The sequence below is a fragment of the Acidovorax sp. GW821-FHT10E04 genome (assembly GCF_059415185.1).
The window spans coordinates 203,770-224,980 of the sequence record NZ_JBWKMT010000002.1; the positions used below are offsets into that span (position 1 = coordinate 203,770).

23 protein-coding genes are annotated in these 21,211 nt (G+C 65.9%); 15 read left to right on the forward strand and 8 right to left on the reverse strand.

Features of this window, described 5'->3' with window-relative positions:
• Positions 1-4: 4 nt before the first annotated feature.
• Together AC07OC_RS05815 and AC07OC_RS05820 are read right to left on the reverse strand one after the other, a co-directional pair.
• Positions 5-469, reverse strand: coding sequence for an SRPBCC family protein (locus AC07OC_RS05815; RefSeq protein WP_218294001.1), 465 nt, complete (start codon positions 467-469; stop codon positions 5-7).
• 148 nt (positions 470-617) lie between these two features.
• Positions 618-935 carry a DUF2322 family protein gene (locus AC07OC_RS05820; RefSeq protein WP_494600493.1) on the reverse strand — a complete coding sequence of 106 codons (318 nt, stop codon included), beginning with the start codon at positions 933-935 and terminating at the stop codon, positions 618-620.
• Between the two features lie 209 nt (positions 936-1,144).
• Between AC07OC_RS05820 and AC07OC_RS05825 the strand changes: the two genes are divergently transcribed.
• The 3 genes from AC07OC_RS05825 to AC07OC_RS05835 all read left to right on the forward strand — a co-directional run bounded on the left by AC07OC_RS05825 (position 1,145) and on the right by AC07OC_RS05835 (position 2,747).
• Positions 1,145-1,468 (forward strand): ArsR/SmtB family transcription factor, encoded by a 324-nt coding sequence (locus tag AC07OC_RS05825; RefSeq protein WP_057272387.1) that lies wholly within the window; start codon positions 1,145-1,147, stop codon positions 1,466-1,468.
• A gap of 99 nt (positions 1,469-1,567) precedes the next feature.
• Complete coding sequence (locus AC07OC_RS05830) at positions 1,568-2,041, forward strand: SRPBCC family protein (RefSeq protein WP_218340725.1); 474 nt, start codon at positions 1,568-1,570, stop codon at positions 2,039-2,041.
• A gap of 79 nt (positions 2,042-2,120) precedes the next feature.
• Positions 2,121-2,747, forward strand: coding sequence for a flavodoxin family protein (locus AC07OC_RS05835; RefSeq protein WP_494600991.1), 627 nt, complete (start codon positions 2,121-2,123; stop codon positions 2,745-2,747).
• 151 nt (positions 2,748-2,898) lie between these two features.
• Here AC07OC_RS05835 and AC07OC_RS05840 read toward each other — a convergent pair whose 3' ends face one another.
• Entirely contained in the window at positions 2,899-3,228 is a 330-nt protein-coding gene (locus AC07OC_RS05840) for a hypothetical protein (protein ID WP_218294004.1), read from the reverse strand.
• Positions 3,229-3,584: 356 nt separating this feature from the next.
• Here AC07OC_RS05840 and AC07OC_RS05845 point away from each other — a divergent pair, with 356 nt between their 5' ends.
• The 3 genes from AC07OC_RS05845 to AC07OC_RS05855 all read left to right on the forward strand — a co-directional run bounded on the left by AC07OC_RS05845 (position 3,585) and on the right by AC07OC_RS05855 (position 4,635).
• The gene (locus AC07OC_RS05845) at positions 3,585-3,824 is read left to right on the forward strand and encodes a hypothetical protein (protein WP_218294005.1); all 240 of its coding nucleotides are present in this window, start codon (positions 3,585-3,587) and stop codon (positions 3,822-3,824) included.
• Positions 3,825-3,946: 122 nt separating this feature from the next.
• A complete protein-coding gene (gene rbp, locus AC07OC_RS05850; RefSeq protein WP_218294006.1) occupies positions 3,947-4,297 on the forward strand; it encodes an RNA-binding regulator in 351 nt (116 codons plus the stop codon).
• A 173-nt stretch (positions 4,298-4,470) separates the two neighbouring features.
• A complete protein-coding gene (locus tag AC07OC_RS05855; protein ID WP_218294007.1) occupies positions 4,471-4,635 on the forward strand; it encodes a hypothetical protein in 165 nt (54 codons plus the stop codon).
• 348 nt (positions 4,636-4,983) lie between these two features.
• On the opposite strand, the gene AC07OC_RS05860 is transcribed toward AC07OC_RS05855, so the two are convergent.
• Positions 4,984-5,301 carry a hypothetical protein gene (locus AC07OC_RS05860; RefSeq protein ID WP_494594652.1) on the reverse strand — a complete coding sequence of 106 codons (318 nt, stop codon included), beginning with the start codon at positions 5,299-5,301 and terminating at the stop codon, positions 4,984-4,986.
• A gap of 636 nt (positions 5,302-5,937) precedes the next feature.
• On the opposite strand from AC07OC_RS05860, the gene AC07OC_RS05865 reads away from it, so the two are divergent.
• On the forward strand, positions 5,938-6,768 hold the full coding sequence (locus AC07OC_RS05865; protein ID WP_494595113.1) for a serine hydrolase domain-containing protein: 831 nt from the start codon (positions 5,938-5,940) through the stop codon (positions 6,766-6,768).
• A 132-nt stretch (positions 6,769-6,900) separates the two neighbouring features.
• On the opposite strand, the gene AC07OC_RS05870 is transcribed toward AC07OC_RS05865, so the two are convergent.
• Complete coding sequence (locus AC07OC_RS05870; RefSeq protein ID WP_369641961.1) at positions 6,901-8,736, reverse strand: glutamine--tRNA ligase/YqeY domain fusion protein; 1,836 nt, start codon at positions 8,734-8,736, stop codon at positions 6,901-6,903.
• A gap of 172 nt (positions 8,737-8,908) precedes the next feature.
• Between AC07OC_RS05870 and AC07OC_RS05875 the strand changes: the two genes are divergently transcribed.
• The 6 genes from AC07OC_RS05875 to AC07OC_RS05900 all read left to right on the forward strand — a co-directional run bounded on the left by AC07OC_RS05875 (position 8,909) and on the right by AC07OC_RS05900 (position 13,181).
• Positions 8,909-9,259, forward strand: coding sequence for a hypothetical protein (locus AC07OC_RS05875; RefSeq protein ID WP_218340729.1), 351 nt, complete (start codon positions 8,909-8,911; stop codon positions 9,257-9,259).
• Positions 9,260-9,479: 220 nt separating this feature from the next.
• Positions 9,480-9,959 carry a type II 3-dehydroquinate dehydratase gene (locus tag AC07OC_RS05880; RefSeq protein WP_218294011.1) on the forward strand — a complete coding sequence of 160 codons (480 nt, stop codon included), beginning with the start codon at positions 9,480-9,482 and terminating at the stop codon, positions 9,957-9,959.
• 76 nt (positions 9,960-10,035) lie between these two features.
• On the forward strand, positions 10,036-10,458 hold the full coding sequence (arfB, locus tag AC07OC_RS05885) for an alternative ribosome rescue aminoacyl-tRNA hydrolase ArfB (RefSeq protein WP_218294012.1): 423 nt from the start codon (positions 10,036-10,038) through the stop codon (positions 10,456-10,458).
• A 110-nt stretch (positions 10,459-10,568) separates the two neighbouring features.
• The gene (locus AC07OC_RS05890) at positions 10,569-11,405 is read left to right on the forward strand and encodes a DODA-type extradiol aromatic ring-opening family dioxygenase (protein ID WP_218340730.1); all 837 of its coding nucleotides are present in this window, start codon (positions 10,569-10,571) and stop codon (positions 11,403-11,405) included.
• A gap of 52 nt (positions 11,406-11,457) precedes the next feature.
• Positions 11,458-12,129, forward strand: coding sequence for an alpha/beta hydrolase (locus tag AC07OC_RS05895; RefSeq protein WP_218340731.1), 672 nt, complete (start codon positions 11,458-11,460; stop codon positions 12,127-12,129).
• A gap of 149 nt (positions 12,130-12,278) precedes the next feature.
• The gene (locus AC07OC_RS05900; protein WP_494600494.1) at positions 12,279-13,181 is read left to right on the forward strand and encodes a DUF3014 domain-containing protein; all 903 of its coding nucleotides are present in this window, start codon (positions 12,279-12,281) and stop codon (positions 13,179-13,181) included.
• A gap of 46 nt (positions 13,182-13,227) precedes the next feature.
• Here AC07OC_RS05900 and AC07OC_RS05905 read toward each other — a convergent pair whose 3' ends face one another.
• Positions 13,228-14,475, reverse strand: a complete 1,248-nt coding sequence (locus tag AC07OC_RS05905) for an MFS transporter (RefSeq protein WP_218340733.1) — start codon at positions 14,473-14,475, stop codon at positions 13,228-13,230.
• Positions 14,476-14,549: 74 nt separating this feature from the next.
• Between AC07OC_RS05905 and AC07OC_RS05910 the strand changes: the two genes are divergently transcribed.
• A complete protein-coding gene (locus tag AC07OC_RS05910) occupies positions 14,550-15,563 on the forward strand; it encodes an AraC family transcriptional regulator (RefSeq protein ID WP_218294017.1) in 1,014 nt (337 codons plus the stop codon).
• 12 nt (positions 15,564-15,575) lie between these two features.
• Here the strand turns inward: AC07OC_RS05910 and AC07OC_RS05915 are convergent, their stop codons facing one another.
• A complete protein-coding gene (locus tag AC07OC_RS05915) occupies positions 15,576-16,043 on the reverse strand; it encodes an Lrp/AsnC family transcriptional regulator (protein ID WP_218340734.1) in 468 nt (155 codons plus the stop codon).
• A 101-nt stretch (positions 16,044-16,144) separates the two neighbouring features.
• On the opposite strand from AC07OC_RS05915, the gene mdeB reads away from it, so the two are divergent.
• A complete protein-coding gene (mdeB, locus tag AC07OC_RS05920; protein ID WP_218340735.1) occupies positions 16,145-18,811 on the forward strand; it encodes an alpha-ketoglutarate dehydrogenase in 2,667 nt (888 codons plus the stop codon).
• Between the two features lie 87 nt (positions 18,812-18,898).
• Here mdeB and AC07OC_RS05925 read toward each other — a convergent pair whose 3' ends face one another.
• Positions 18,899-21,154 (reverse strand): NHL repeat-containing protein, encoded by a 2,256-nt coding sequence (locus AC07OC_RS05925; RefSeq protein WP_218340736.1) that lies wholly within the window; start codon positions 21,152-21,154, stop codon positions 18,899-18,901.
• Positions 21,155-21,211 lie beyond the last annotated feature (57 nt).

A 21,211-nucleotide genomic window follows, 5' to 3' on the forward strand; every position in this document is an offset into this window, starting at 1 on the left:
CGATTTACTCCGCCGGAATCTCCGGCTCCACCAGCAGCGCCAGCAGCTGCAGCGACTCCTGCCAGCCCAGGTAGCACGCCTCGGCGGGGATCACGGCAGGAATGCCCGCCTGCACGATGGACACCTCGGTGCCCACGATCACTTTTTTCAGCTGGATGGTGGTGCGCATCTCGCCCGGCAGGTTGGGGTCGTCGAACCGGTCGGTGTGCACGATGCGCTCGCCCGGCACCAGCTCCACATACTCGCCACCAAACGCATGCGTCTGGCCGTTGCTGAAGTTGGTGAACTGCATGCGGTAAGTGCCGCCCACGCGGGCATCCAGGCTCAGCACCCGGCCGGTGAACCCATGGGGCGGCAGCCACTTGCACATGGCGTCGGGGTCCAGGAACGCGCGGTAGATGCGCTCGGCCGGTGCGCGCAGCACGCGGTGCAGGGTGACGGTGCCTGTGGGGGTGGTGTTGGTGGTCATGCTGGGGTCTCCTTGGGGGTGGACATCAGGGTGGATGAAGGCGTGAGCCGCTCAACCATATCGCTCATTCAACGTGTTCACACCCTGACGACGAACGGGCCCGCGCGTTTTCGACAAGCCGCCGCTGCCACCGCGGCTTTTTTTCGTTTCAGGCGGAAACCGTGCGGGCCCCAAAACTCTCGCTGCCCTGGGCCCAGGCCAGCAGCCGGTCGATGTTGGGGTGCTTGCCCGGGAAGGCCTGCGCGTCGGCCACATGCTCGGCGTACCACTCCAGCCCCAGGGTGGCGGCCGCGGGCGTGATGCGGCCGCCATACAGCGCCGCCAGCGCGGCATACACGGCCAGCGAACCCGTCTGGCCGGGCTTGTTCTCGATGGTGGCCAGCACCTGGCCGCCCGCGTCCAGCAGGTGCAGGGCGGCGAGGTGGCTTGTGGAAGGAAGCTGCTGAAGGCGGTTTGCGAAATTCATGGGCAAGGACAAAGGGTGGGTGCCACGGGCGGATTCCCCGGCCCGCAGCGAATGGATGGATCGTGTGGGCCTGCATTGTCGTGCCACCCGGTGGGCCGCACAAACGATCCCGTGTCCCGCGCAGCGCGCCTGAATCTTTTTACGAAGGATTGACCAATCCATAGCCGTTTGGTTATTATTCGTCATTCATAACCAATGAGTTATATCCTGTGAAATCCCCTGAAGACCTGACCTTCGCGGCGTTGTCGGACCCCACGCGCCGTTCCATCTTCCAGCAGCTGTCCCGGGAGGGGCAGCAGACCGTGAACGTGCTGACGGGGCATTCCCACATTTCGCAACCTGCGGTGTCCAAGCACCTGGCCGTGCTCAAGCGCGCGGGGCTGGTGGAAGACCGCCGTGCCGGGCGCGAAACCTACTACCAGGTGCGGCGCGAAGGGTTGGCGCCCCTGGTGGACTGGATGAGCGTCTATGCCGGCTTCTGGAACCAGCGCCTGGATGACCTGGAGAACCTGCTCGGACGCATGGACCAATGACCGCGCAACTCCACTACTGCGGCAAAAACACCATGCAGAACCGCCACCACCCTCTGAGCCTCGTGCCCGCCGTCAGGCTCACCTTGCAGGCGGTGCGCCATGGCTGACGCAACCCGATCCCATGGCCCCACCCCCACGGCGCAAGGCACCCGGTCCCTGGTGTTCGAGCGGCAGCTACCCCACCCGCGCGAGAAGGTCTGGCGCGCGCTCACCCAGTCCTGGTTGATGCAGGAGTGGCTCATGCCAAACGACTTCGTGGCCGAGGTGGGGCACCGCTTCACGGTGCGCGCGCAGCCGCTGCCGGGCTGGTCGGGCGTGACGCACTGCGAGGTGACCCTGGTGGAGGAGCCCAGCCAGCTCGCCTATCGCTGGGGCAACGGCACCGAGTCGGCCAATGGGCTCATCACCCACATCACCTGGACCTTGCAGGAGCACGGCGGCGGCACGCTGCTGCGCATGGAGCAGGCGGGTTTCCGGCCCAACGATGGCATCAGCTTCGAGCGCATGGGCGGCTTGTGGCCGCGCATTCTGGAGCGCCTGGAGCAGGTGGTGCACAGCCGCGAAGGCCCCTAACGCCAGCCTGCCACGGCCTAGCCAACCTCCCTCATATCCCTCACCCACAGTTTCTCAACCCATGAACTCAAGCATGAACATGACCCTGACGACGCCCACTCCCCAACCCACCCGCGCCCCTGGTGTGCGCATTGCCATCGTCTTTCACAGCGGCTATGGCCACACGGCCCGGCAGGCCCAGGCCGTGAAAGAAGGCGTGGCGCAGGTGGAGGGCACCGAGCCCCTCCTCATGACCGTGGAAGAAGCGCCCTCACGGTGGAATGACCTCGCGTCCGCCGACGCCATCATCTTCGGCGCGCCTACCTATGTCGCCAGCGCCTCGTCGCAGTTCAAGGCCTTCCAGGAAGCCACGTCCAACGTGGTCATGGCCAAAGGCCTCGGCTGGAAGGACAAGATCGCCGCGGGCTTCACCAACTCGGGCTCGCGCTCGGGGGACAAGCTTTCCACCCTGATGCAGATGGCCCTGTTCGCCGCGCAGCACGGCATGCACTGGGTGAACCTGGCGCTGCCCCCGGGCAACTGCTCGTCCACCGGGTCGGAGGAAGACCTGAACCGCCTGGGCTTCTGGCTGGGCGCCGCGGCGCAGTCCAACACCGACCAGGGTGCCGACGTGGTGCCGCCAGAGGCAGACCTGGCCACGGCCCGGTACCTGGGGGCACGCGTGGCCCACACCACGCTGCAGTTTGTGCGGGGGCGTGTGCACTGAGGCTGGCTTGTGGCCTTCTGGCCAGCGCGCTGAGATTTCAGTGAAATGGGCTGCTGGCGCTGGATGGATAAGCGCTGGCAGCTATCAAAACTGAAGCGCAACAGATTCCAGGAAGAAGGACGCACCGGCCCCTGCGCGCGCGGGCACCGGTTCAGGCCTGCCACACCCCAAACCCCGCCGAGCGCAGGTCGATGCCGATCTCGATCTCCCGGTCCACCGCGTCTTCGTAGCTCATGGGGTTGAAGCCTTCGTACAGGTCGGGCAGCAGGCGCAGGCCGTACTGCTGTACAAACCGGTTCGCCTGGATGCCTGCCTTGTGCTTGTCGAACCGCACGTCCGGGTCCAAGCCCGTCATGCCCACGTACACGCAGGGTTTGCCGTCGATGTAGCCGGGATTGTTCTTGCGAAAGCGGGGCTCGTTCAGCACGTCCTTCGAAAGCTCGACGACATAGACGTGGTGGTGGAGTTTGCGGCGGGGCATGGAGCGACAGGAGGAAAAAAGAACCACCGGCGCAGCGGGAACACGCGCAGGCAGCGCCGGCAAGCGTAGCAAAACCCGGCGCATTGCTGGCGCGGATGCTCCGGCACTGCCCAATTTCGCGCCTTTTAAAACCAAAAAGAATATTAATTCAAATTCAAATGCGAATTGATATATACTGAGTGGGTTGCAGTCACGGCCCTTGACGCGTGCCGTCACCGCAACGCCTGCTCTGTGGCGACCATCCGCCCCAGGCCAGCCGCCTTTTGCGACCTTTGTCGCCCAGTGGGTCTGTAGAGCTGCAGCCCACCGAGTCCCTCGATGCTCACGCAGGTCGATTTCCAAGCCTGCGATCCTGAATGAACCAGATTTCAAAGACCGCCATTTCCATGGGCCAGTACGTCGTTTCGCCCGCGACACACCCGACCGACTGCGGCCGCTTCCGCGCCTCCTTCTCGGTCCATCGTTCCCAAGGCAACGGCAGCTACTGCCGTGTCTTCCGTTTCGACAAAGCCTTTGCCTCGCGCGAAGCCGCCCGGCTCTTTGCCGTTACCCAGGGCTGGCTGCAAACGTGCATGCCGCATCCCCCCGTGTGCTGATGGATGGCCTGCCCACCGCAGACCCCATCCACGCTTCCCCGTTGTGGCGGACATCCGGTCCGCACACCCTTGTCCCAACGGTGCGCCCTGCGTTGCGCGCCCTCCTTCAGAAAGGCTCCTCCATGAGCACCAAGATCTACGTGGGCAACCTGCCCTATTCCGTGACCGATTCCAGCCTGGAAAGCAACTTTGCCGAGTTTGGCCGGGTTTCCTCCGCCAAGGTCATGATGGACCGCGAAACCGGTCGCTCCAAGGGCTTCGGCTTTGTGGAAATGGCGTCCGCCGAAGTCGCCCAGGCCGCCATCACCGCGCTGCACGGCATGTCCGTCGATGGGCGCGCGATTGTCGTGAACCTCGCCCGCCCCCGCGAAGAGGGTGGCGGCTCGGGTGGCTACAGCGCGGGCGGCTACAGTGCCAGCAAGCGCTCGGACATCGGCTACGGCACGGGTGGCTACGGCGGCGGGCGCTACTGAACCCGGCAGCTTCCTCTGAAAAACCGGCTCCGCGGAGCCGGTTTTTTTTCGTCCCGGCCCAGCGGCATGGAGCCATCCCCACAGCGGCGCGGGCCACCTTGCGCGCGCGGTGCACTGGGGCAGAATCCAGCCAGAAGCGAGTTGAAGAACGGCAAATCAGGAAAGCACATCACATGAAATCCATCCATTGGTTCTCGCTGGCTGCGCTCGTCCTGGGGCTGGCGCTGCTCTTTCTGGGGTCTTCAACCGCAGGCGGGGTCGTCCTGGGGCTTGCCTTCGCCGTGGAGCTGATTTGCTCCGCATTGACGGGAAAACAGACGAACGATGGCACTCATTGATGTCCGCAAGGGGCGCGGAAGCGGCGCCCGCCCCTGAAGAAAAAAATGGCCGGCCAGCCAATACCCGGGGTGCCGCTCAACCTGGAGCGCCATCCGGCCGCGCATCGGACCATGGCGGCTCCACGATGGCCTGGCATCCACCCACACGGAACAGTCGGCCAGTCGTGCTTGCGCACGTTGGTGTTCATGCCGCTGGCTTACCTGGACAACCTCCCCGCGCGAGCCAAGCCCGAGCAGTGCATCGAGGAGCGAGTGGCGGTGGTGTGCTCGGTTGGGGTTGGGGGATGTTCTGGCCGACGCGCCGGACTGAGCGTTTCGGCACTCACGCAGGCCTCGCCTGTTGGTTTCTTACGGGGGGCTTCCCACAGCGCCCAGCAACCGGGCGCTCACCTCGGCGGCATCGGGCGTGGCGAATTGCATGTTGTGCTGATCGGTCAGCGGGCCGTGGCCGGGTTCCATGCCACCGGCAGCGCTGTAGCCCATGGCCTTGAACTTCCAGACCCCGCCGACCAGCTTGAGCGAACCCACATGCGCGCCATCGGCGGTGTGCACTGACACCACCCCGGCGTTGAGCGGCAACAACTGCAAGGGGCCCGCCACCGGGCCGGCCGGCACGTGGGCGAAGGTGGGAGTGAACGTGGCCGACAAGGGCTGGGTGTGAGGCATGGCGGTGTTTGTACCGTAAAAGCGCGGCGCCCACCGCCTGGTGCCGTGCGGGGAATCGGCAGGCAGAAGTCTGTCTACGGCCAGAAGCTGCCGGTGGTGAATCGTGAAAGCGGATGCTCAATGAACTGAGCTAGCGGCCCGCAGAATGTTGGTTCGCTTGAGTGGTGGGTTAGACGCTGAAACGCTACTTTGTCTTCCGTTTTTGCTGACCAAATGGCCACCAACCTAGCAAAAAAAGTGGAAGGGACAGAAGTACCTTTAGTGCGGCATAGTCCGTTGCATCCAAGGTGGGGGCAGCGGCGGGCCCAACGATACCGCCTTGCTGAACATATTGCTCTCGATATTTCAGTAGCTCATCAGAGTTACATGCTGCAGGGCAACTGCATGCGATGCATTCCAAGGCTGCAGGGCTGTTCGATGCCCCGCAGGATAAGCAAGACCATTGATATTCAGGCATAGCTTCAACCCAATGTAGGTCGCGCCAATTCGCAGACCATATCTTTCGGTAGTTTGGCTCATAACGGCCAGGATCGGACCTTCAATGCGTCAACCCAATTCTTCAGTCCAATGCGCCCCTTGACATATTTCTCTCTCGTATCAAACGGTTCACTAGTGCGGCACGGAGAACAAGATGTGATGGTTCCTTGGTGGAGCTTTACGAAGACAGTTCTAGCGGCAGCGTCTCTGTCACTGGTGCGTGATGGGATTGTTCGACTCGATGACGTAGTCCTTGAAGGTCCGTTCACGTTGCGTCAGCTGCTGAGACATGAAGCCGGGCTGGCTGACTACGGTGAACTTGTCGAGTACCACGCTGCCGTTGCTCGCGGCGATGCGCCCTGGCAGGCGGATGAAATGTTGCAACGCCTCGATGCCACGAGGTTGCGTTACGCCCCTGGAGTGGGGTGGCAGTATTCGAACGTCGGCTACTTGTACGTAGCGAGACTTATCGAGCGTGCGACAGGTCTCGCACTTGAGGAAGCGCTTATGCAACAAGCGTTGGCGCCCTTGGGCCTGCTGAGAGTTCGTAGCGCAAAGACGCCAGCTGACTTGGAAGGCGTGTGCATGGGGGCCATTTCGACTTATGACCCGAGATGGGTTTATCACGGCTTGCTTGTTGGCTCTCTCTCCGACGCTGCCCTCTTTCTAGACCGCCTGATGGCTGGACACCTTCTGCCTGATTTGCTGGTGCAGGAGATGCAAGCTGCACGCGCCCTTGGCGGACCTCTTCCTGGGCGCCCATGGAAGTCGCCGGCATACGGCCTCGGGCTGATGCAAGGCGTGTTGCATACGGGGCCGACATTGTGTGGGCACACCGGTGCTGGGCCGGGCAGCGTGGTGGCCGTCTATCGCAGAGCCAACGGTTCTAACACGGCGACTTGTGCTGTCTTTCACGCAGGTTCCGACGAAGGCCTTGCAGAGGAGGAGGTCGTCAAGCGGTTGTCGGCGTCCCTGAAGTCTGGTGATTGACGATGCGTGTCCTCTTAGCGTCTGCTTTCAAAAAGCGAATATGACAGCGTTGGGCCCCAAGCTGTCATCAGTCCAAAAGCAAAAGGCCAGCAGACCTCACAGTCTGCTGGCCCTTCTTTGTTCACAGAGAAATTACTTCCCCCAGGAATCCTTCAACCCCACCGCCAAGTTGAACACCGGCTTCCCCGCCGCATGGTCCACCCGGTCCGCCACAAAATACCCATGCCGCTCGAACTGGAACTTGTCGTCTGGCCGTGCATTGGCCAATGACGGCTCCACGATGGCTGTCACCACCTTCAGGCTGTTCGGGTTCAGGCTTTCGATGAAGTCCTTGCCGCCTGCGTCGGGCTGGGCGTCCAGGAACAGGCGGTCGTACATGCGCACTTCGGCATTCACGCCGTCGGCCACGCCCACCCAGGTGATGGCGGCTTTGACCTTCACGCTGTCGGCGCCGGGGGTCCCACTCTTGGTGTCGGGCACCACGGTGGCCAGCACTTCGGTGATGTTGCCAGCGGCATCCTTGGTGCACCCGGTGCATTCGATGACGTAGCCGCCCTTCAGGCGCACCTTGTTGCCCGGGAACAGGCGCTTGTAGCCCTTGGGGGGCACTTCTTCAAAGTCTTCGCGTTCGATCCAGACTTCCTTGCCGATGGTGAAGTGGCGCTCGGGGCTTTCCACGCCTTCAGGGGGGTGGGGCAGGGAGGGCAGGGTGCAGGGCTCCAGGTGGCCCGCGCCCATGACGTCGTCCCAGTTGGTGAGCACCAGCTTGACGGGGTTGAGCACAGCCATGCCGCGGAAGGCCTTGAGCTCCAGGTCTTCGCGCAGGCAGCCTTCCAGGGTGCTGTAGTCGATCCAGCTGTCGCTCTTGGTCACGCCGATGCGTTCGGCAAAGGTCTGGATGGCCTCGGGCGTGTAGCCCCGGCGGCGCAGGCCCACGATGGTGGGCATGCGCGGGTCATCCCAGCCGCTGACCTTGTGGTCGTACACCAGCTGCGCGAGCTTGCGCTTGCTGGTGATGACGTAGGTGAGGTTCAGGCGCGCGAATTCGTACTGGCGGGGGGGCGGGCTGGCCAGCAGGCCGCCTTCGGTCAGGCGCTCCAGCAGCCAGTCGTAGAACGGGCGCTGGTCTTCGAACTCCAGCGTGCACAGGCTGTGGGTGATCTGCTCCAGCGCATCCTCGATGGGGTGCGCGTAGGTGTACATCGGGTAGATGCACCAGGTGTCGCCGGTGTTGTGGTGCGTGGCGCGGCGGATGCGGTAGATGGCCGGGTCGCGCATGTTGATGTTGGGGCTGGCCATGTCGATCTTGGCGCGCAGCACCATCGAGCCGTCTTCGTGCAGGCCGGCCTTCATCTCGCGGAACTTGGCCAGGTTTTCGGCCGGGGTGCGGCTGCGAAAGGGGCTGTCGGTGCCGGGCTTGCTGAAGTCGCCGCGGTTGATGCGGATCTGCTCGACGGTCTGTTCGTCCACGTAGGCGTGGCCGGCCTCGATCAGGTACTCCGCCGCGCGGTACATGAAGTCGAAATAGTCGCTCGCCTGGTAGGGCGGGGCGCTGGGGTGGCCGTTCCAGTCAAAACCCAGCCATTTCACCGCGTCGATGATGCTGTTGACGTATTCGGTGTCTTCTTTTTCGGGGTTGGTGTCGTCAAAGCGCAGGTGGCACACGCCGCCGTAGTCGCGCGCCAGGCCAAAGTTGATGCAGATGCTCTTGGCGTGGCCCACGTGCAGGTAGCCGTTGGGTTCGGGCGGGAAGCGGGTGCGGATCCTGGCGGGGTCGGGCTGGCCGATGGCGTGGTGGGCGGCGTCGCCCGGGCTGCCGCCCCAGCGGCGGGAGGCATAGGTGCCTTTTTCCAGGTCGTTTTCGATGACCTGGCGCAGAAAGTTGCTGGGCTTGGCGGTTTCCAGGGATGCTGCGGGGGCAGCGCCGGGGGTGCCGGCGGCAGGATTGGCGGGGTTTGGGGTGCTCATTGGGTCATTTTAGGCGCCGGTTTCGTGAAGGTTTACGCATGGAAACAGGCGCGTATACGTCCAGACACAACGTAAAGACAGTTTTATGCCATCCTTTCGGCTACTTGGTGCGTTATGTACCGGTGAGGTGAGTCCATTTGGCTGGCTGCCCTCGCTCAAACAGGAGATTTCCATGACGAAAACCCGTTCTATCTATGCCATGGCCGCTTCGGCTGGCGTGGCGCTGGCATTGCTGGCCGGCACGGGCGCAGCCCAGGCCCGCGGCGACGTGAATTGGTCGGTTGGTATCGGCGTGCCCGGCGTGGTGGTGGGGGCCAGCAATGGCTACTACGCACCCGCCCCGGTGTACGTGGCCCCGCCGCCCGTGTACTACGCGCCACCCCGGCCCGTGTACTACACGCCGCCCCCAGCGTATTACGCCCCGCCACCCGTGGTGTACTACGGTGACCGTGGGTACCGCCACCATCGACACCATGACCACGGCTATCGTGGCCATGGACACAATCGCCATTGGGACCGTTGATCGGCGACGGGCCCGCGGGCCCGTCTGCTGATTGTTGCAACCAACCTCTTGGGCGCCAGTCGCTCACAGGCAGCGTCTTTGCACAGGCTGCCTTTTACAGCGGCCCTTCGGGGCCGCTTTTCTCGTGGGGCGTACCTGAAGGGGCCGGCGCCTGCGGGCCGCCGCATAATCGCGCACTCTGGCCCGCCAGCGTGGCAGGTGCCTAGCCCCGGAGTGCTGCATGTCTGTGAAGAAAAAAACCGTTTTTGTCCTGAATGGCCCCAATCTGAACCTGCTGGGCACGCGTGAACCCGCCGTGTATGGCGCAGCCACGCTGGCCGACGTGGAAAAGCTCTGCGCCGACGCGTGTGATCGCCACGGCTTCGCGTTGCGGTTCCATCAAAGCAACCACGAAGGCGCGCTGGTGGACTGGATTCACGAGGCCGGCCGCCTGCACGCGGCGGGCGAACTGGCGGGCGTGGTCATCAACGCCGGGGCCTACACCCACACCAGCATCGCCCTGCACGATGCCACCAAGGGCACGGGCATCACGCTGATCGAGCTGCATATCAGCAATGTGCACGCGCGCGAGGCCTATCGCCACCATTCGTACATGGCGGCTGCGGCCAAGGCGGTGATGTGCGGTTTTGGCGTGCTGGGCTACGGACTGGCCATCGACGGCCTGGCGCAGTTGCTGGCGCAGCAGCCGCCCGCGGCCTGAGCCGCCGTGAAGTTCACTCTTCTTCTGCCGTTCCCGCGTTAACCGCACATTCCGGCTCCGGCAAGACAGGGCAAACATGGCGCCACGACCGCTTGAGGTGCGCGAGGACGAGGTGGAGATCACCGCCATGCGTGCCCAGGGCGCGGGCGGACAGAACGTCAACAAGGTTTCCAGCGCGGTGCACCTGCGCTTTGACGTGGGCGCCTCCTCACTGCCCGGGGACGTGAAGGAGCGCCTGCTGGCCCTGCGCGACACCCGCATCACACAGGAAGGCGTGGTGGTCATCAAGGCCCAGCAGTACCGCAGCCAGGACCAAAACCGCAATGATGCGCTGGAGCGCTTGAACGCGCTGGTCAACAGCGTCGCGGTGCCGCCCCGTGTGCGGCGCGCCACCAAGCCTACCTATGGGTCCAAACAGCGGCGCCTGGAAGGCAAGACCCAGCGCGGCGAGACCAAGGCGCTGCGGGGCAGGGTGCGCGGTGGGGGGGATGGTTCGTGAGCGGAGTCTCGCCGCATTGGCACCATGGGTAGAACAATCTGTCTGGCGTATAGGGCTTGGTAGCGGGGCCCATCGGTCCTACATTCAAGGCATTACCGGATGGAGTTGCCATGTCTGCCACAGCCCAAACCCCCGCCACTGCCGCGCCCCACGGCGCCATTCCCGCGCTGTTCGTGTCGCACGGGGCACCCTTGTTTGCCATCGACGCCGGCACCACCGGCCCTGCGCTCACCCAGTGGGGCGAAAGCCTGAAGGGGCAATATCCCGGCCTGCGCGGCGTGGTGATCATGTCGCCGCACTGGATGGCGCGCTCCTTGCAGGTCATGACCGGGCCGCAGCCCGCCACCTGGCACGACTTTGGCGGTTTTCCACCCGCGCTGTACCAGCTGCAGTATCCCGCCAGCGGCTCCCCCGCGCTGGCGCAGGAGGTGCTGGGCCTGCTGCAGGCCGCGGGCATGGCCGCGCAGGGCGACGCGGCCCGTCCGTTTGACCACGGGGCCTGGGTGCCGCTGATGCACCTGTTTCCCGAGGCCGACCTGCCCGTGGTGCAGGTGGCGCTGCCCGTGGGCGCCGGCCCGGCCGAGGTGTATGCACTGGGCGCTGCGTTGCGCGGCCTGCGCAGCCAGGGCGTGCTGGTGGTCGGCTCGGGCAGCATGACGCACAACCTGGCCGAGTTCTTTGGCGGTGCCCGCGAGCCCGCGCCGTACGTGCTGGAGTTCAGCCGGTGGATCGAAGCAGCGCTGGCGCGCGGCGACGTCAGCGCGCTGCTCAACTACCGCAGCCAGGCCCCGCATGCCAGCCGCGCGCACCCGACCGAAGACCACTTCCTGCCCATCTTTTTTGCGCTGGGCGCCGCGGGCGACGACCTGCATGCCCACTACCTGAGCCGCGAGGTGATGTACAGCATGCTGTCGATGGACGCGTTCGCCCTGGAACCGGCGCATTGACCCGCAGGTTTTTTCATCCGTTCTCCATAAAAACTGCCCGAGGCGCCTGTCCATGCTCAACCTACCGCTCACCTTCTTGCAGCGCCCTGCTGCCGCCACCGCGCCCCGCCCCTGGCTGCTGGTGCTGATGCATGGGGTGGGCAGCAACGAACAGGACCTGTTCAGCCTGGCGCCCCATGTTCCCGAGCGCTTTCATGTGCTGAGCCTGCGTGCACCGTTTCGCATGGGGCCGGGCTCGCATGCGTGGTTCGACTTTTCCATCGAGCCCAGCGGGGAACGCACCATCAACGAAGCGCAGGAGGCCGAAAGCCGCGCGCTGGTCGCCAAGACCATCGAATCGGCCGCCGAGCAGCTGGGCATTCCGCCCGAACGCGTGGTGGTGGGGGGCTTCAGCCAGGGCGGCATCATGGCGCTGTCGCTGCTGCTCACCCGGCCAGCGCTCATGCAGGCGGCGATGGTCTGGCACAGCCGCCTGCTGGCGCAGGTGGTGCCCCTGGCGGCGCCGCCCGATGCCCTGCGCGGCAAACAGCTGTGGCTGAGCCACGGCACGCACGATAACGTGATCCCGCTGGCCCATGCACAGGCCATCGCCCACCACATGGCGCCCTTGCCGGTGACGGTGGCGTACCACGAGTTCCCCAGCGCGCACGAGATCCGGCCCTCCGAGCTGGCGGCCACGGTGGCGTGGCTGGAGTCGCTGTCCACCACCCCCACGGCGTTTTAAGCGCGGGTTTCGGCGGGCGGCCTACATCGCGTTACCGGCGCGGTGTCCCGCGGGTTTCCAATCAAGTCCATCCCCACGTGGGATGGACAGGGAACGCCCGGCGCCGAAGCCGCTCGGACAAGGGTTGTTCCTGTTTTGAAGGAGATCCGATGCCCGATCAAGAGACTGCCGAGTTCCGCCCCGCGCCGGAGCGCACATCCTCCCCTCCCTGGATCATTGCCGCCGTGCTGGCCTGCGCGGTGGCCGCCGCAGCTGCCTGGTGGTACTGGCTGCGCACGGCGGAAGCGCCGGTTGTGCCGCCCCCCGTGGCGGCCGCCGCGCCCGAAGCGCCCGCGGCTCCACCGCCCCTGCCCGAAGCCTCGGGGCCGCAGAACCCGGTCGATGCACTGGCCCCGGCAGAAACGGCCCTGCCCGCGCTGGCCGAATCTGACGCGCGCGTCGTCGAGCTGCTGTCTGGACTGGTGGGACGCGACAAGCTCGCATCGTTCCTGATCACCGACGGCTTTGTCCGCCGCCTGGTGGCCACGGTGGACAACCTGGGCCGCGCCCAGGCCCCCTCGCGCATGTGGCCCGTGCAACCCATGCCGCAGCGGTTTGCGGTGGACGGCACAGGCGAAGCGCCCACCACCATCGCGGCCGCCAATGCCGCGCGCTACAGCGCTTTTCTGGCCTTTGCCGAGGCCGTGTCGATGGAGTCCGCCGTGGCCTTGTATGCGCGGCTGTATCCGCTGTTCCAGCAGGCGTATGAAGAACTGGGCTACCCCAGGCGCTACTTCAACGACCGCCTGGTGGCCGTGCTGGACCACCTGCTGCTGGCGCCCGAACCCCAGGGCCCGCTGCGCGTGAAGCTCACGCCGGTGAATACCGATGTGCCGAACCTGCGCCCCTGGGTGCGCTACGAATTCGTGGACCCGGCGCTGGAATCGCTATCCAGCGGACAGAAGATCCTGGTGCGCATGGGGCCCGCCAACGAGGCCCGCGCCAAGGCGCTGATCCGCGATCTGCGCAAGCGCGTGGCGACCGGCGAGATCGCACGCAAACCCGCGCAGTGAGGGGGCGGCGGGACCACCCGGCCCGTTGCCGGGTCGTGGGGGCCGATCAGGCGGCTGCCGGGCGCGGCCCGTGCCGCAGGGTCAGCAGAGTGCCCAGCGTGAGCGCCGCCAGCGCAAACGCCGGCCCGCCCAGCGCGCCCACATGGTCCACCATCAGGCCGCCGAAGATGGCGCCGCTGGCAATAGCGATCTGGAACGCCGCCACCAGCAGTCCGCCCGCGCCCTCGGCCTGGTCGGGCGCGGCGCGCACGATCCAGGTCTGGAAGCCCACCGGGAAGGCGCCGAACGCAAAACCCCACAGCGTGACGGCCACGGCCGTGATGGCCGCCGACTGCCCGGCCACGAGCAGCACGGCGGCCAGCGCGGCGATGACGGCACCGCCGGCCACGATGGCCTGGCGCTCGCTGCGCCCGGCGATCCAGCCGCCCACGAAGTTGCCGAAGAAACCGCCCACGCCATAGCCCAGCAGCACCGCCGTGATGGTGGCCACCGACAGGTGCGTGACCTGCTCCATCAGCGGGCGGATGTAGGTGAAGCCTGCGAAGTGGCCGGAGATGACCAGCAGCACGGCCAGCAGCGCCACGCGCACGGGCGGGCGGCGCAGCAGCTCGCCCAGTACCTTGAGGTTGGGGTTGTCGCGCGGGGGCAGGGCGGGCAGCGCCACCAGCTGCACGGCCAGCGTGATCAGGCTGATGCCGCCGGCCGCTATGAAGGCGCTGCGCCAGCCCCACAGGTCGCCCATCCACGCGCCGATGGGCGCCGCGCAGACCGTGGCCACCGACACCCCGGTGAGGATGAACGACATGGCCCGCGCGAACAGCGAGGCGGGCACCAGCCGCATGGCCAGCGCGGCCGACATGGACCAGAAGCCGCCCAGCGCCACGCCCAGCAGCACCCGCGCCACCAGCAGCGTGGCCAGGCTCCCGGCCAAGGCCGACATCGCGTTGGACAGCACCAGCAGCAGCGTGAAGGCGATCATCACCAAGCGCCGGTCGATGCGGCGCGTGAGCAGCGGCAGCGACGGCGCGGCCACCGCCGCCACCAGCGCCGTCACGGTGACCGCCTGGCCTGCGGCGCCATCGCTCACGCGCAGGTCGCTGGCCATGGCGGTGAGCAGGCTGGCGGGCAAGAATTCGGCCGTGACCAGTCCGAAGACACCCAGCGCCATGGAGGCCACGGCGGCCCAGCGTGCCTCGGTGGGCTCGGGGGTGGAATGCGGGGCGGGCGTAGCCTCGGCAACGACGGCACCAGTGGGCGCATCAAGGCAGGCGGAGCAGGAGGGAGAGGAAGACACGGGAAAGGCCTAGGGATGGATGGAAAGCCATCGTAGGGATAAGATGGCGGCGTTTCCATGCCGTAAAAGCCGAGATGCTTGACTTTTTGTCCAAACCCTTCAACCAGATCCCCCAGCAGCCGTTCGCTGAGCCACCGGACCTGCTGACCCAGATCCTGCTCGGCCTGCGCCTGGACGGCGTGGAGTATGGCCGCTGCGTGCTGCAGCCGCCGTGGGCCATCGCCTTCCCGGCGCAGCGCTCGGCCCGTTTCCACTTCGTGGGCCATGGCGGAGCCTGGCTGCGCACGCCGGGTACCGACTGGCAGCGCCTGAACCCGGGCGACGCGGTGCTGCTGCCGCACGGCAGCTTCCACGTGCTGGCCAGCTCGCCCGACGTGCCGCCGGTGGACATCGACTCGCTGGCGCGCAAGCCCGTGTCCGAGAACATCTACCTGGTGGACGGCCGCGATGCGGGCCACGCGCCCCTGGGGGCCCCCGTCGCGCCACCTCCGCCGCTGGCCCCCGACGTGCTGTTCAGCGGCGCGTTGCGCTTCAACCTCGACCCGCTGCACCCGCTGATGGCCATGATGCCGGCGGTGATGATGGCCGGCGACCTGGCCCGGCGCGACACCACCGTGCCGGTGCTGCTCGACGCCATGGAGCGCGAGGTGGAGCAGGACCGCATGGGCGCCTGCGCGATCCTCGCGCGCCTGGCCGATGCGCTGGCCGCCAGCATCATCCGCGCCTGGGTGGAGTGCAGCTGCAACAACCCCACGGGCTGGATCGCCGCCGTGCGCTGCCCGCGCATCGGCAAGGTGATCGCCGCCATCCACGCCGAGCCCGAGCGCGACTGGAACGTGCCGCTGCTGGCCGACCTGATGGGCGCCTCGCGCTCGAGCTTTTCCGAATCGTTCACGCGCACCATGGGCGAGAGCCCGGCGCGCTACGTGGCCAAGGTGAAGATGTCGCAGGCGCGCCGCTGGATCGCGCGCGACGGCATGCGCGTGGCCGTGGCGGCCCACCGGCTGGGCTACGAGTCGGAGGCCTCGTTCAGCCGGGCGTACAAGCGCATCATTGGCCACCCGCCGAGCACTGCGCGGGCGGAGTGAAAAAAAGGGGCCCTACGCCCGGGGCAGCGGCAGCGCCGTCTTGTAGCGCACCTGCTTGAGCGCGAAGCTCGAGCGGATCTTTTCCACTCCGGTGATGGGGGCGAGGCGCTCCAGGATGAAGCGCTCCAGCGCCCCGATGTCGGGCACGGCCACCCGGATCAGGTAATCGCTGTCGCCGCTCATCAGGTAGCACTCCATCACCTCGTCGTGCTCGGCGATGCGCTGCTCGAAGTCGCCCAGCGCCTCCTTGCTCTGCGTCTTCAGGCTGATGCTGATGAACACGTTGAGCCCCAGGCCCAGGGCGGCCGCGCTGGCCAGTGCGACGTAGCGGCTGATGACGCCCGCGGCCTCCAGCGCCTTCACGCGCGCGAGGCACGGCGAGGGCGAGAGGTGCACGCGCCGCGCCAGCTCCACGTTGGACAGGGAACCGTCGGCCTGCAGCTCGGCCAGAATGCGCAAATCCAGGGTATCCAGCTTCATGTGCTGCAGTGTAGGCTGTTGGCCGCATGAAATGCTGTGATGGGCGCTTTGGTGGGCTACAACGGCATCCCATTCGGGGCGGCAATGGCTACAGTTGCGGCATGAACGCCCCCACCGCACACCACCACCTGCTCACGCCGGCATCGGCCGCACCGTTGGCCGATACGGACCCCGAAGAAACCGCCGAGTGGCGCGACGCCTTCCTGGCGCTGGTCGCCACCGAAGGCCCGGAGCGGGCGCGGCACATGCTGCAGGAACTGGTGCGCCTGGCGCGCGCGCAGCGCATCGGCTGGCAGCCGGACCTGAACACGCCGTATGTGAACACCGTGGCGGTGCAGGACCAGCCCGTCTTCCCCGGCGACCTCGCCATCGAGGAGCGCGTGGCTTCCATCGTGCGCTGGAACGCGCTGGCGATGGTGGTGCGCGCCAACCAGGCCTATGGCGAACTGGGCGGCCACATCGCCAGCTACGCCAGCGCGGCCGATCTTTTCGAGAGCGGCTTCAACCACTTCTTCCGCGCCCGTGAAGGCCTGGGCGAGGGGCAGCACCGGGGCGACCTGGTGTTCTTCCAGCCGCACAGCGCGCCGGGCGTGTATGCGCGGGCGTTCCTCGAAGGCCGCCTGTCCGAGCAGGACCTGAAACACTACCGCCAGGAGCTCACGGCGCCGGGCGCGGGTGCGCAGGGCCTGTCGAGCTACCCGCACCCCTGGCTGATGCCGGACTTCTGGCAGTTCCCCACGGGGTCGATGGGCATCGGTCCCATCAGCAGCATTTATCACGCGCGCTTCATGCGCTACCTCACGCACCGCAACCTGCTCGACTGCTCGGCGCGCAAGGTCTGGGGCGTGTTCGGCGATGGCGAGATGGACGAGCCCGAGAGCATGAGCGCGCTGACCCTGGCCGCGCGCGAGGGCCTCGACAACCTGGTCTGGGTGGTCAACTGCAACCTGCAGCGGCTGGACGGCCCGGTGCGCGGCAACGGCCGCATCATCGACGAGCTGGAGCGCCTGTTCGCCGGTGCGGGCTGGAACGTGGTCAAGCTCGTGTGGGGCAGCGACTGGGACGGCCTGTTCGCCCGCGACCTGACCGGTGCGCTGGTGCGCACGCTCGAAGGCACGGTGGACGGCCAGATGCAGACCTTTGCCGCCAAGGACGGGCGCTTCAACCGCGACAACTTCTTCGGCCAGAACCCCGAGCTCGCGGCCCTGGCCCAGGGCATGACGGACGAGCAGATCGACCGCCTGAAACGCGGCGGGCACGACCTGGTGAAGATCCACGCCGCCTACGCTGCAGCCAGCGCCCACAAGGGCCAGCCCACCGTGATCCTGGCGCACACCAAGAAGGGCTACGGCATGGGCACGGCCGGCCAGGGCAAGATGACCACGCACAGCCAGAAGAAGCTCGACGAGACGGACCTCATCGAGTTCCGCAACCGCTTCAACCTGCCCCTGTCCGACGAGCAGGCCACCAGCCTCGCGTTCTTCAAGCCCGCCGAAGACAGCCCCGAGATGCGCTACCTGCGCGGCCACCGCCAGAACCTGGGCGGCTACCTGCCGCGCCGCGACACCACCTGCGACGCGCTGCCCGTGCCCGCCATCGAGGGCTACGCGCAGTTCGCGCTGCAGCCGCAGGCCAAGGAGATGAGCACCACCATGGCCTTCGTGCGCATGCTGGGCAGCCTGCTCAAGGACGCCACGCTGGGCCCGCGCATCGTGCCCATCGTGGCCGACGAGGCGCGCACCTTCGGCATGGCCAACCTGTTCAAGCAGGTCGGCATCTACAGCAGCGTGGGCCAGCGCTATGCGCCCGAGGACATCGGCTCGGTGCTGAGCTACCGCGAGGCGCTGGACGGCCAGATTCTGGAAGAAGGCATCAGCGAGGCCGGCGCCATCGCCAGCTGGACGGCCGCGGCCACCAGCTACAGCGTGCACGGCCTGGCCATGCTGCCGTTCTACATCTACTACTCGATGTTCGGCTTCCAGCGCGTGGGCGACGCCATCTGGGCCGCCGCAGACCAGCGTGCGCGCGGCTTCCTGCTGGGCGCCACCTCGGGCCGCACCACGCTGGGCGGCGAGGGCCTGCAGCACCAGGACGGCTCCAGCCACCTGGTAGCCGCCACCATCCCCAACTGCAAGGCCTACGACCCGGCATACGCGGGCGAGATGGCCGTGATCATCGACGCCGGCATGCGCGAGATGGTGACCGAGCAGCGCGACGTCTTCTACTACGTGACGCTGATGAACGAGAACTACGCCCAGCCCGACCTGCCTGCCGATGCGGCAGAAGGTGTGCTGCGAGGTTGCTATGTTTTCAGGAGCTATCCGCGCTTGATGGACGGCCGTGAAGGGCCAATTTCATCCAAAAGCGTCACCCTGATGGGCTCCGGCGCCATCCTGACCGAGGTGGTCAAGGCAGCCGAACTGCTGGCAGGCGAGGGCGTGGACGTGACCGTGCTCAGCGTGACCAGCTGGAGCGAGCTGGCCCGCGACGGCGTGGCCTGCGAACAGCGTGCGCTGCAGGGGGAGGCGCGGCCCGGCGTGGCGTGGCTGACGCAGCAACTGGCGGGCACACGCGGCCCGGTGATTGCCGCCACCGACTATGTGCGCGCCGTGCCGGAGACCGTGCGCGCGTTCGTGCCTGGAGGACGCCGATTCATGACATTGGGAACGGACGGTTTTGGGCGCAGCGATACTCGGGCGGCGCTGCGGGCGTTTTTTGGGGTCGATGCGGCACACATTGCCCGCGTGGCGCGGGCCGGGCTGCAATAGAACGGGCCTAGCCTTAAACAGGCGAAAAAAGCCCCCCGGAGGCAGTGTCAATGCCTGGCGTCCGAGTGCTTTACCTTGCCTCTCGTATCAGGGGAGCTTGACCTGAATGACAGCGTTCGGGACGCTGATGTACAGCATGGCATCGCGGACGGCAATGCCAGTCGGCCGGTTGATGCTGCCTGGCAGATCACCTGCTGCAAACCCGTACCGCCATGCTTGGCCCACGGGTGTGCTGACTTGGCCGTCTGGCGTTATTTTGCGGATCACGCTGTTGGCGGGCTCGGCGACGTACACATTCCCCTTGTTGTCGACAGCGAGGCTGGCGGTCTCTCTGGAGTTGACCTCGCCCGCATTGAACAGCGCGGTTGCGCCAGAGCCATCTGCGTAGCCGACGGCTGCGTTGGGGTTGCCCGCCAGAGTGCTGACCAGCCCGGCCGGCGTGATCTTGCGAATGGTAGGCCCCACCTTCACGATGACGGCGGAGAGGCCGTCGACCACATAGAGGTTGTCTGCCGCATCGGTGGTCATGTACCCCGGTGCTGCAAATTGTGCCGTTGCGCCTTGCCCATCCACATGCCCCACCTTGCCCACGCTACCCGCGAACAGCGTGACTTCGCCCTTGCTGTCGATCTTGAAAATGGCGCCCTTGAGGGTGGATACATAGACGTTACCCTTGCTGTCAGCTGTTATGCCCGATGCGTTGTTGGGCATAAAGATGTAATTGGACGTTGTCAGCAGCGGATTCAGGTCTGCCAGGAGCGTGACCTGGCAGTCTTTCATCTTGAGGACGCGCTCCTCATTGACGGTGTATAGGTTCCCTGCGCCATCGGTGGCCAGCGGGCCGTTGTTGTATCGCAGTGCACCGCTGTTCGGGCCCGACAGTGCCAGGAATTCGCTGTCCATGCCAGTGACCGTTGTGCAGTGCCCGCCTGGCTTGCCCAGGGTGCGCACCAGGCCGTCCGCCTGCACGGTCCGGATGGTGTTGTTGCCGTTGTCGCGCACGTACAGTGCGCCCGATGGACTGAAGGCCAGCGCACCTGGCCTGTTGAATCGCGCGCCGCTGCCTTGTCCATCGTCTGCGCCCTCGCCGGAAGGCCTTCCGGCCACCACGGTGGAGGTGCCTTGCTGCGTGTAGCTGCGCAACTGCGCGTATTTGAAGGGCTGGACGAGCTGGGAAGAGTCAGCGTAGTAACCATATTCGGCCACGAGGAACTCGCCAGTGGCCTTGATCACCATCTGGTTCGCGGTGCACAGGGTCCCTGGGTCACCAACAACAATGCCGGTTTGGACGGTGCAGGACTGAGCTCGAACGAGGGTCGTAGCGGTCCCATTGCTGTCAATCCGCCGGATGGTCGGATAGCCAGAATTGTCGAGGCCCAGAACGTGCAGGCGATCCGCCGCATCGAATGCCATGGCCCGGAAGTTGCGGAACTTCGCGGCAGTGGCAGGGCCATCCGAATCACCTTCATTGTTTTGAGAGAGTGTGCCAGACACTACCATGGCCTGGCCGTCGGCTGTGTACCTGCGGATCACGTGGTCATTGGAGTCTGCTGCATAAAGCGTTCCCATCGAGTCCATAGCCAAATGCACGGGAGAGTAGAAGGTCGAGCCCCAAGGACCGGGCACCACCGTAGGGTACACGCTGGCTTTGCCGACAAAGGTACTCACCTCGCCGCTCGCAGTGATCTTGCGGATGGGGTTGGGGTCGCTCCCGATGGAGCCTTGTGAAACGTACACGACACCCGCTTTGTCCACAGCAATGCTGGAGGGGTTGCAAAGGGTCGCGGTGCTGGCCGCGCCATCCTGGTGGCCGCATACCTTGGCTTTGCCGGCCAGGGTTGTGACTGTTCCCGACGCGTTGATTTTGCGCACCAGGTGGTTTTGGGTGTCTGCTACATAGATATTTCCTGCAGCGTCCACTGCAACCGCCTGCGGATTGTGAAACCGCGCGACAGAGCTACTGCCGTCGACATAGTTGGTGGAGCCATAGGACACTGTGCCTCCGTCACCCGCCAAGGTGCTGACTTGCTCATGGTTGGCGCTGAGTTTGCGGATCTGGTTGTGATCGCTGTCCGCGATGACGATCTCGCCTGACCCGGTCACGGCCATCCCGCGCAGATTGACCCCGAAGCGGGCGGCGGTGAGTGCTGCACCATCCTGATTGCCGGCGCCATTGGTATTGCCGACAAGGAGGGACAGGCCGGTTGTCGGGATTGGTGTCGGCGTGGCCGGTGTTTCGGCGGAGCCACCAGAGCCACCCCCGCAGGCGGTGAGCACAGGGACAATCAGCGCGGCAAGCAGGCTGACGCGGCGCAGTCGCTCGTTGGATGCAATGTATGACATGAAGCTCCCGGGGTGAAGATTGGTGGTTGTGCACGGGGCGTGACGCGATGAGTCTAT